Origin of the sequence: Dyella sp. (assembly GCF_035508675.1) — a bacterium.
Classification (GTDB): Bacteria; Pseudomonadota; Gammaproteobacteria; order Xanthomonadales; family Rhodanobacteraceae; genus Dyella_B.
The window spans coordinates 1-10,722 of record NZ_DATJMN010000045.1; the positions used below are offsets into that span (position 1 = coordinate 1).

Consider the following 10,722-nt stretch of genomic DNA (forward strand, 5'->3'; position numbering starts at 1 on the left):
ACACGAGATCTTCCTGCGCGAAGCACTCGCCCGCTGCGACATCGACACGCGGGCGGATTTCGTGCGCGCCAATAAGCGCGTGCTGGAAGATGCGCAGGGCATCGAAGCGCGCCAGCGGCGCGAGGGCCTGATCCGCCACGAAGACGAACTGGTGGATTTCTTCCGCGGCAAATTGCCGGAAGACATCGCCAGCAGCCGCGCCCTGGATGCCTGGTACCGCAACGCACGTCCCGCCGAGCAGGCAGCCTTGCGCTGGTCGATCGACGAGGTGATGGTGGGTGGCGCCGGCCTGGACCCGAAAGCGTTTCCGGCCTCGCTCGACGTCCCGTCGCAGCGGTATCGCCTGGAATACCGCTTCGTGCCCGGCGACGAGGCCGATGGCGTGACGCTGCACCTGCCGCTGGCGATGCTCAATGCCTTGCCGGCCGCGCGTTGCGAATGGCTGGTGCCTGGCTTGCTCGGCGACAAAGTCGCCGAGTTGATCCGTGGCCTGCCCAAGGCCCTGCGCCGCAATTTCGTGCCGGCGCCGGATTTCGCGCGGGCGTTCGTGGAGGCGGAAGCGCCGCGCGACGAGCGGCTCACCAAGGTGCTGGCGGCCTTCCTGCGCCGCACGACCGGCGTAGAGATCGAGGCGGCTGATTTCGCGCCGGTCGAGCTGGCGCCGCACTTTGCTATGCGTTTTCGCCTGCACGATGAGCAAGGCCGCACGCTTGCCACCGGCCGCGACCTCGGCCAGCTGCGCCAGCAGTGGGAAGGGCAGGCGCGCGAAGCGTTCTCGCGCAAGACCGATATCGAGCTTACCCGCGAAGATGTCACCCGTTGGGATTTCGAAGAGATTCCCGAACAGGTGCGCTCCGAAGGCGGCTTGCTGGCGTTCCCGGCCTTGGTCGACCTGGGCGAGGCGGTGGCCCTGCGCGTCTTCGAGCGGTGTGACGAAGCGCTGACGGCGCACGTCAAAGGCGTCGAACGCCTGCTGCGCCATGCGCTCGCCAGCGATGTGAAACAGGCGCGCCGCCGGCTGCCGATCTCCCATCCGATTTCGCTCAAATATGCACCGCTCGGCAGCGTGGATGGTTTGCGCGAGGATCTGGTAGAGGGCGGCTTCAACGATGTGCTCGCCGCGCAGAATCTCAACGTGCGCAGCGCCGCTGGTTTCGAAGTGCTGCAGACGCATGTGGCGCGCGAGGTGTTTGCCGCGGCGGTGGAACGCCTGAAGCTGGCCGAGCCGATCATTGAGGCGCAAGCGGACATGAAACCTTGGTTGCAGCCGCCGTTGATCGGCTTCGCCCGCGCCAGCTATGACGATCTGCGCGAACAGCTCGACGGTTTGCTCGCGCCGGGTTTCCTGCGCGAACTGCCGACTGCGCGGCTGGCACATTTTCCGCGTTACCTGAAGGCGATGCGCCTGCGTGCCGAACGCCTGCGCCAGGACCCGGCCAAGGACCAGCAACGCATGCTGCAGGTGCTGCCGTATTGGCGCGAATACCTCAAGCACCGAGCGGCGGGTGACGAGGGCTTGGACGAATTACGCTGGCTGATCGAGGAATGGCGGGTGTCGCTGTTTGCGCAAGAACTGAAGACGGCCGAGCCGGTGTCGGTGAAGCGGTTGGCAAAGGCGCTGGAAACCCTGCAATAGGGCTGGATTTCATCCAGCCAGATGCTGGTGAGGAGGCTGCGCGCTTGCGTTATGCTGCCTTGAACATCATCAACCACCCCTATCATGGTTCACGCCACCACTACCGCAGGACACTTGGCGGCGTGGCAGTCACGGGCGGGCATGCTGCCCCCGGTACTGGCCGACGCGCTGGCGGTGTGCGCGCAAAACGGGGTGAACGAGCACGAATGCGGCGACGTGCTGGACCTGCTGGCCATGCTCGGTTGCGATGCACACACCCAGGCTGCGGCGCTGTGGTTCGAGATCGCGCGCACGCACCCACTGGCGTGGGAGCAACGGACGGCGTCCTTGCCGGAGGAGTTGCAACGCCTGGTTGCCGGCCAGGCGGCGGCAGAGCGCGTATGGGCACTGCATGCACAGCGTCCGCCGCAGGGCGGCTCCGAAGGCTTGCGTCGCCTGTTGCTGGCGATCATTCGCGATGTGCGCGTGGTGTTCATCCTGCTGTCGCGTCAACTGGCCCGCATGCGCGCGGCCGCCAATCTGGCGGAAGACGAGCGGCAGGAATTGGCGCGGCTCACCCGCGACATCCACGCGCCGCTCGCCAACCGTCTCGGTATCTGGCAGTTGAAGTGGGAGCTGGAAGACCTCGCCTTCCGCTATCTGCAGCCGGACACGTACAAGCGCATCGCCAAGTTGCTGGACGAACGCCGCAGCGATCGCGAGCATTTCATTCGCCAGGCGCTGGCCGAACTGGGCGAAGCGCTGCGTGAGGCGGGCATCAAGGCTGATCTGGCCGGGCGTCCCAAGCACATCTACTCCATCTGGAAGAAGATGCAGCGCAAGGCGCTGGAATTCTCCGATCTCTACGACATCCGCGCCGTGCGCATCCTGGTCGACAGCGTGGCCGACTGTTACGCCGCGCTTGGCATCGTGCACGCCTTATGGCCGCATCTGCCCGGCGAATTCGACGATTACGTGGCGCGGCCCAAGAGCAACGGCTATCGCTCGCTGCACACCGCCGTGATCGGCCCGCACGGCAAGACGCTGGAAGTGCAGATCCGCACGCATGACATGCACCGCGCCAACGAGCTGGGCGTGGCGGCCCATTGGCGTTACAAGGAAGGCGGCAGCGGCGATGCCGACTTCGAGGCGAAGATCGCCTGGATGCGCCGACTGCTGGAGCCGCGCAACGATGACGGTGAACTGGCGGCCGAGCTGCAAACCGAGTTGCTCGAAGATCGCGTCTACGTGCTCACGCCCAAGGGCGAAGTGGTCGACATGCCGCACGGCGCCACGGTGCTCGATTTCGCCTATCACGTGCATACCGAGGTGGGACATCGCTGCCGCGGCGCCAAGGTCAACGGGCGCATCGTGCCGCTGACCCATCAGCCGCACAGCGGCGACCGCGTGGAAATTCTCACCACCAAGATCGCCGAACCGCGGCGCGACTGGCTGTCGGCGCATCACGGCTATCTGCACACCAGCCGCGCACGCGACAAGGTGCGTGCGTGGTTCCGACGCAGCGCGCACGAGGCCAATCTTGCCGCCGGCCGCGCCTTGCTCGAACGCGAACTGAAACGGCTGGCCCTGCCAGACGTGGATCTCGCCAAGCTGCCGGCGTTGTTCCGCCTGCAAACACAGGACGAATTCCTGGTTGGGCTTGCGCTTGGCGAGATCAGCATCGGGCAGGTGGCGCGCGTACTGCAGGAGTCGCAGCAGCCGTCCGAGCCGATTCCCAGCGCGCCGCCGCCGGCAGCGCGTCCGACGGCGTTCGACCACAGCGCGATCACCATCGAAGGGGTGGGCAATCTGCTCACCGTGCTGGCCAAATGCTGCCAGCCGCTGCCGGGTGATCCGGTGCGCGGGTTCATCACACGCACCAAGGGTGTTTCGGTACACCGCGCCAATTGCGCCAGCCTGGCGCGGTTGGCGCGGCGCGATCCGGACCGGGTGATCGAGGTGAGCTGGGGCCAGGCCAGTGCGCAGGCCTATGAGGTGACCATCCAGCTCAACGGTTACGACCGCAAGGGCTTGCAGAAAGACGTAGTGGGTGTGATCAGCAACGCCAGCATCAACATCATCGCCTCCAACAGCCGGTTATTCCCGCGCACCGGCGAAGTGGAGATGCGCTACACCCTGCGCGTGCGGGATTTCGAGCAACTGTCCACCCTGCTGGACCGGTTGGCGGCGCTGCCGAATGTGGTGGAGGCGCGCAGGGTGGGCGCGGGGTAGCTTGCGGGTGCTCTGCCCCACAACTTCGGAAAGGGACGCATCCTGAACGCAACTTCTCGCCCCCGGCGCCTGTCATCCACGCAATGCTAAGCTGAACGCCTTCATCTGCCAGCTCACGAGCCATGAGCCGAAAGCGCGACCTGAACGATCCGGGCCACAACGGCAACGGCCGTACCGAACCGAAACTGGGCAATCTGGATCAGCTGGACCGGCCGCACGCGCCTGCGCCGGACGATGGCCTGCCCAAGATCACGGTGGAGCCTGCATATCGCCGCGGCGCGCCCGGTGTGAAGAGTCCTTATAAAAAGCCCAACTGGTTTCTGATCGTGCTGATCGCGGTACTGCTCGCGGCCGTCGGCGGCCTTTGGTTCAACCAGAGCCGCTTGCGCAGCCTGGTGCCGCGTACCGATTTCGACGAGGTGCTGCATCGTGCCCAAGTGGCCCTGCAACAAGGCCATCTGGACGGCACCGATGGCACCAGCGCGCGTGAACTGTTTGAAGCGGCGCGCGCACTCGAACCGGACAACGATGCGGCAAGGCAGGGTCTCAACGACGTAGGCCGCGCCGAAATCGCGCGCGCCGACGCCGCTTTGCAGGCAGGCAAGATCGACGAAGCCACCCAGGCCCTGACCAATGCGCGCGAACTGCTCGGCGGCGGCAGCGACGTGGATCGCCTCACGCAGGAGATTGCCAAGGCGCGCGTATCGTCCGGCCAGACCGATACCTTGATCGCGCAGGCGCAGCAGGCGCTCAGCGACAACAAGCTCGATGGCCCGGATGGCGCCGCCGCGCTCTATCAACGTGTACTGGCTGCCGAGCCGGATAACGCGGTAGCGCGGCATGGCATGGATCAGGTCGGCGACGCGATGGCGGCGCAAGTGCAGAAGGCGTTGACGGCGAACGATGTTGCCACGGCTTCCGCCGGCATCGATCGCCTGGCCGCCGTGTTGCCCAATTACGCACAACTGCCCACCTTGCGTGCATCGCTATCCGCGTTGCAGGCACAAGCCAATAGCGCACTCACGGATGCCATCAACCAGGGCAACGACGCCTTGCGCGCCGGACGCATCGATGGCGACGGCAACGACACCGCGCTCGCGCATTTCAAGGCTGCGCTGGCGATCGATCCGAATAATGCGCAGGCGAAAGCCGGACTCGGCCAAGTTGCGCAGGCGCTGGTCGTGCAAGCCAACGCAGCGATCGATGCTGGCGATACCGATCACGCGCGGCAGTTGCTGGATCAGGCCGATGCGCTTGCGCCGGGCTCGGCCGACCTGGTCGCCGCACGCGCACGCCTGGGGCAGCCGCCCGCTCCCGCCGTGCTGCCGCCGTCGGCCGGCAACGGGGGCGCGGCGGGCGCGCAGCAGCAAGAGAACAACTCGGCCCTACCGACAGCGCAGCTCACCGGACAGCAGCAAATCCAGATCGCCGACATGGTGAGCCGCGCCAAGCAGGCCGCGGCGCGCGGCGACATCATGTCGCCGCCGGGCGATTGCGCCTATGACCTCTATCGCGGCGCGCTGGCCATCGATGGTAACAACCAGCAAGCGTTGGCTGGCCTGCAAGCGCTGCCTGGCGAAGTGCAGCAGCAATTCAATGACGCCTTGCGCGGCGGCAGTCTCAAGAAAGCCGGCAGCCTGCTCGATGCGCTCAACAATCTCGAACCGGGCGATGCGGCGATCGCCATTTCGCGCCAGCGGTTGGCCAATGCCTGGTTCGACCAGGCCGAGCAGCAACTGGACAGTGGCGATCGCGACAATGCGGCCTCGTCGCTAGAGCAAGGGCGCCAGCTGCAGCCCAACGATCCGCGCCTGCGGGAAATCATGGCGCGCATGCAGGGTGGTCGATGACCGTATTAGTGTTTGGCGGCAGTAGCCAGATCGGTCATTACCTGCTGCCGTTGCTCACTGCTCGCGATGAACCGGTGGTGGCAGTCAGCCGTGCGGCAAACACACTCCTGCAGGGGGTGACGTGGTTGAACGGATGGCTGCCGGATGCCGTCCCCGCGATCGACGATATCTCCGCCATTTTCAGCTTCGGTCCCTTGAACGGCTTTGCCGATTGGCTGGGCGCGGCAAGATTGCCGCATGCGCCGCGTGTGGTGGCGGTCAGCTCGATGAGCGCAGAGACCAAGCGCACCTCCGACGTGGCTACGGAGCGCGATCTGTCCCAGCTGATTCGCGACAGCGAGGCCGCGCTGGCCGCTGCCTGCGCCAGGCACGGCAGCGCCTGGACGGTATTGCGCCCCACGCTTATCTATGGGGCAGGGCGGGATAAAAGCCTCACGCCGATCGCGCGGCGCGCCATGCGTCTCAAAGTGTTTCCGTTACCGGCGGCGCGTGGCATGCGCCAACCCGTGCATGCGCAGGACCTGGCCCAGGCTGCCCTCGCGGCGCTGGATAACCCCGCCGCGGCAGGCCGGATTCTTGCCATCGGCGGCGGTGAACGCCTGACGGTGGGCGAGATGTTTGCGCGCGTCCGGCGCAGTTTGCCGGTGGCGACGCTGCCGGTGCCCTTACCGGCCTGGTTGTTGCGTGTGGCGCGCGGCAGCGTGGCCAGTCTGCGCGGCCCCCTGAGCCGCCTGGAAACCGACCTGGTTGCCGACAACACCGAGATGACGCGATGGCTGGGCGTGCAGCCGCGGCCATTTCGGCCGGATGCGGAATGCTGGCGGTCTTAAGGATGCGCTGGATTAATCAGAGCATCCTTAATTGGGGCAAGATCAACTGCCCGTGCAAAACCTCCGAAATGCCCTTCCCGCGCCATCCATGACGGGCGGTATTCATCCGGCCGCGGGGTGCCGGGCCCTATGATCTCGGACGCTGCCGATCCGGCCGTTCTGCCCTGGATACCGCCCCGTTGGACTTCTTCAGCCGACTCCGTTCGATCGCAAGCGCCTGCTGGCCCTGGCTGCGCATTCCCTTCTGGATCTGCATGGGCTTGTTGTTCGGTTTCCTGTTGCCGTACTCGTTGATCCTCAACAAGCGCGTGCAGGACCGTTTCAGCGACCTGGTCTTTGCCGTGCCCACGCGCGTCTATTCGCAGCCGCTGCGCCTCGCCCCCTACGTACCGATGACGCCCGGGGCGCTGGAAGTGGAACTCACCTTCTCCGGTTACATAAACGATGGTCACGGCGACGTGCCTGGCAGTTGGTCGAAAAAGGGCAGCACGTATGTCATTTCCTCGCGTGGCTACGCCGGACCTGACGGCGGCGAATTGCCCAAGCACATTCGCGTGGTGCTGCGCGATGGCATGGTGCAATCGGTTACCGATCTGGCTTCCGGCAAAAGCTTGAGCGAGACGCATCTGGATCCCGCACGCATTGCCACCGTGTACGGCGCCAAGCAGGAAGATCGCACCTACCTGCAGTTGAGCGATGTACCGCCGTTGCTGATTACCGGCTTGCAAGCGGTGGAAGACCGCGACTTCAAGCATCACATCGGCGTGGATTTCAGCGCCATCCTGCGCGCCGCCTTGGCCGACCTGCGCGCCGGCCATACCGTGCAGGGCGCTTCCACGCTCACCCAGCAATTGGTGCGCAATCTGTTCCTCAACCGCGAACAGACCATGGGGCGCAAGTTGAACGAAGCGCTGATGGCGATCCTGCTGGAAATGCACTACAGCAAGGCGCGCATTCTCGAGGCGTATATCAACGAAGTGTTCCTCGGCCAGCAGGGCAATCAGGCGGTGCATGGTTTTGCCGCAGCCTCGCAGTTTTATTTCGGGCGCCGGCTGGAGTTTCTGCGGCCGCAGGAAATCGCCTTGCTGGTCGGCCTGGTGAAAGGTCCCAGCCAGCTCGATCCGCGCCGCTATCCCGAGCGTGCGCTGGCACGCCGCAATCTGGTGTTGGACATGTTTGCGAGCACCGGCCTGCTGAGCGAGGAGCAAGCACGTGCGGCCAAGGCGACCCCGCTGGGTGTGATCGCCGACGGCCAATTGCCGCATAACCGTTTCCCGGCCTTCATGGAACTGGTACGCCAGCAGATCACCAACGACTTCGACGAAGAGACGCTCAAGCAAGGCAATCTGTCGATCTTCACCACGCTGGATCCGGCCACGCAGCTTTATACCGAGCAGGCGATCAGCACCGCGATCGACAATCTCGGCAAGCGCGGCGCTGACACGCAGGGCGCCGCCGTCGTCACCGATTCGAAAACCGGCAGCGTGCTCGCCGTAGTGGGCAGCAAGTTTGCGGGCGACCAGGGTTTCAATCGTGCGCTGGATGCGCGCCGGCCGATCGGTTCCACCATCAAGCCGTTCGTCTATCTGGTAGCGCTTACCAACCCCGAGCGTTGGAATCTCGCCACGCCGCTGGATGATTCGCCGGTCAGCATGAAGCAGCCCGACGGCAGCTGGTGGACCCCCCATAATGACGACAACCAAAGCCACGGCATGGTGCCGATGGTCGACGCGCTGGCCAATTCATGGAACCTCGCTACCATCCATTTGGGGTTGGAAGTGGGCTTGCCGCGCATCAAGGCGTTTCTCGACTCGTTCGGCCTTACCGATGTTCAGCCCGGCCCGTCGCTGCTGATCGGTGCGCTCGATCTGGCGCCCATCCAGGTCACGCAGCTTTACCAGTACATTGCATCGGACGGCCATGCACTGCCGCTGCTGGCGGTAAGCGGCGTGGTCGATGGCAATGGCCGCACCATCAAGCGCTACGAGGTGCAAAGCGGCAAGGGCGAATACCAGCCCGCGGTACGGCTGGTGACCTGGGCGATGCAGCAGGTGACGACGTATGGCACGGCCAAATCGCTGGGCGCTTCCAGCCTGGCCTACCTGCATACGGCCGGCAAGACCGGCACCAGCAACGATCTGCGCGACAGCTGGTTCGCCGGCTTCACTGGCGACCGCCTTGCGGTGTTCTGGATGGGCCGCGACGACAACAAGCCCAGTCACTTGTGGGGCTCCACCGGCGCCCTGCGCGCCTGGCAGGAACTGTTCCGCAAGTTGCCCACCGTGCCGCTGCCCGCCAGCCCGGGCGATGGCCTGGAAATGGCCTGGATCAACCCCGCCGATGGCCGGCGCAGCGACCCGGCATGTTCCGGGGCGAGGGAGGTGCCGGTCATCGCCGGCAGCCTCTCTACGGATTCTGAAGGGTGTTTCTGGCAAAAGATCGGTAATCTGTTCGGAGGCGGCCAGGGAGCTTCGCAGCCCGCCGCCGAATCACCTACCACCACCGTCAGCCAGCCATAGCCAAGAATGACCATGCCGTACCGTACGCTCCGTCTCCCCAGCCTCCTGGTCCCTGTACTTCTTCTCGCCGCCTGCGCCCAGCCTACGCCCGAGCCACCCAAGCCGACGCCACCGGACAAGTCCAACGTCGCCATGGTGAGCGAGATCCGCGCTGCCGGTGCGCGCGACAAGTCGGTCATCAACGTGCATCCGTTGATCGACCCGGGCATCGCCGCGCTGCAGGATGCGGCCAAGCAAGACGAGCGCAACGGCAACTACCAGGCTGCCGCGGCCAAGCTCGACATGGCGCTCAAGCGCAACCCCGATGCGCCCGACGTGCTGCAGGATCGCGCCGAAGTCGCTATCTACATGGGCGATTTCCAACTTGCGGAAAAGCTGGCGCATCAATCCTGGACCCTGGGTTCCAAGCAGGGTCCGTTGTGCGCGCGCAACTGGCAGACGATTGCGGAGATCCGCATGCATGCCAACGATGAGGCCGGTGCAGCGTCGGCGAGCAAGTGGGTGGGGCAATGCCGCGAGCCGGGGATACAGCGGTTTTGAGGCGACAACGCTATCGCCCACTGTACGCGCGAAAACTCAAACACATAGCCCCGGCGAAAGCTGGGGCTTAGTCACTCTGGCCAATCTAGACGGCAAGCTAAGCAGGCGAAACACGAAAGGGGGTTCATCTTGCGTTCGGTTCCGTTGCTGAATTTCTCCTCATGACCCCTGCCAAGCCACGGATCGGTCTCGTCGGCAGCCACGGCGCCTATGGCTGCTGGCTGCGCCGCTTCTTCGAGGAACGCATGGGCTTGTGCGTCGTCGGCCGCGACCCATGCGGAGATACCTCGTTATCCGAGCGCGCACTGCTGGAAACCGTCGACGTGCTGATCTTCTGTGCGCCGATCCGCCAGACGCCTACCGTGATCCGCCACTACGTCGAGCAAGCCGCCGGCATCGAACGCGAGCAACTGTGGCTGGACATCACCTCGATCAAGGCCGCGCCGGTGGCGGCCATGCTTGCTTCGCAAGCCGAAGTGGTGGGCCTGCATCCGATGAGCGCCGCACCGAAAGCGGCCACCTTGCGCGGCCGCGCCATGGTGGTGTGCGAAGCGCGTTTGCACAGGTGGCGGGCATGGCTTGCGCATTTCCTCACGGCCAGCGAAGCCGATTGCGTGCGCGCCGAGGCGGATCAGCACGATCGCGTGATGGCGCTGGTGCAAGGCATGGTGCACGCCACGCACATGGCGCAGGGTGCCGTGTTGCGCGAGTTGGCGCCTGCCGTGGGCGATTTCGAGGGCATCCGTCCTTTCAGTTCGGTGGGCTACGAACTGGACATGGCGGTAACGCGCCGTATTCTCGCCGGCAATCCGGCGATCTATCAGGACATTCAATTCGAGAATCCCTACGTTGCGCCCATGCTGGAACGCCTCGCCGCGCAGCTGGATACGCTGCGCGATCTGGTGCGCAGCGGCGACGATGCGGCGCGCGACGAGCTGCGCAAAAAACTGCTGGTGCAAAGCCGCGCATACGTCGGCGAACAGGCCGTGGCCGAGGGCAGTTACGCCTTCGAGCGCCTGGGCTATCTGCTCGCTGATTTGCATGAGCCGCGTTACATCAGCGTGTTCCTGCCGCTGGATCGGCCAGGATCGTTGCGAACACTGTTATCGGTATTCGAGCAACGTGGCATCAACCTC

The 10,722-nt window shown here is 65.1% G+C and carries 7 protein-coding genes; all 7 read left to right on the forward strand.

Features of this window, described 5'->3' with window-relative positions; translation table 11 throughout:
- The coding region (locus VMA74_RS02790; RefSeq protein ID WP_325364595.1) for a DUF3418 domain-containing protein at positions 1–1,636 on the forward strand (1,636 nt) is incomplete at its 5' end.
- A 141-nt stretch (positions 1,637–1,777) separates the two neighbouring features.
- Positions 1,778–3,847: a bifunctional (p)ppGpp synthetase/guanosine-3',5'-bis(diphosphate) 3'-pyrophosphohydrolase gene (locus VMA74_RS02795; RefSeq protein WP_414649547.1), complete on the forward strand. Its 2,070-nt coding sequence runs from the start codon at positions 1,778–1,780 to the stop codon at positions 3,845–3,847.
- Positions 3,848–3,969: 122 nt separating this feature from the next.
- Entirely contained in the window at positions 3,970–5,697 is a 1,728-nt protein-coding gene (locus VMA74_RS02800; protein ID WP_325364598.1) for a hypothetical protein, read from the forward strand.
- Positions 5,694–6,527, forward strand: a complete 834-nt coding sequence (locus tag VMA74_RS02805) for an SDR family oxidoreductase (protein WP_325364600.1) — start codon at positions 5,694–5,696, stop codon at positions 6,525–6,527. Before VMA74_RS02800 ends, VMA74_RS02805 begins: the two co-directional genes overlap by 4 nt.
- Positions 6,528–6,781: 254 nt before the next feature.
- Positions 6,782–9,046: a penicillin-binding protein 1B gene (gene mrcB, locus VMA74_RS02810; RefSeq protein WP_325364602.1), complete on the forward strand. Its 2,265-nt coding sequence runs from the start codon at positions 6,782–6,784 to the stop codon at positions 9,044–9,046.
- Positions 9,047–9,058: 12 nt separating this feature from the next.
- Complete coding sequence (locus VMA74_RS02815; protein WP_325364604.1) at positions 9,059–9,586, forward strand: tetratricopeptide repeat protein; 528 nt, start codon at positions 9,059–9,061, stop codon at positions 9,584–9,586.
- 161 nt (positions 9,587–9,747) lie between these two features.
- The coding region (locus tag VMA74_RS02820; RefSeq protein WP_325364605.1) for a prephenate dehydrogenase at positions 9,748–10,722 on the forward strand (975 nt) is incomplete at its 3' end.

Bases quoted from the DNA above. Each gene is read 5' to 3' on its own strand.
- VMA74_RS02815 (WP_325364604.1), top strand. From the start codon at position 9,059: ATGCCGTACCGTACGCTCCGTCTCCCCAGCCTCCTGGTCCCTGTACTT.
- VMA74_RS02795 (WP_414649547.1), top strand. From the start codon at position 1,778: ATGCTGCCCCCGGTACTGGCCGACGCGCTGGCGGTGTGCGCGCAAAAC.
- VMA74_RS02800 (WP_325364598.1), top strand. From the start codon at position 3,970: ATGAGCCGAAAGCGCGACCTGAACGATCCGGGCCACAACGGCAACGGC.
- mrcB (WP_325364602.1), top strand. From the start codon at position 6,782: ATGGGCTTGTTGTTCGGTTTCCTGTTGCCGTACTCGTTGATCCTCAAC.
- VMA74_RS02805 (WP_325364600.1), top strand. From the start codon at position 5,694: ATGACCGTATTAGTGTTTGGCGGCAGTAGCCAGATCGGTCATTACCTG.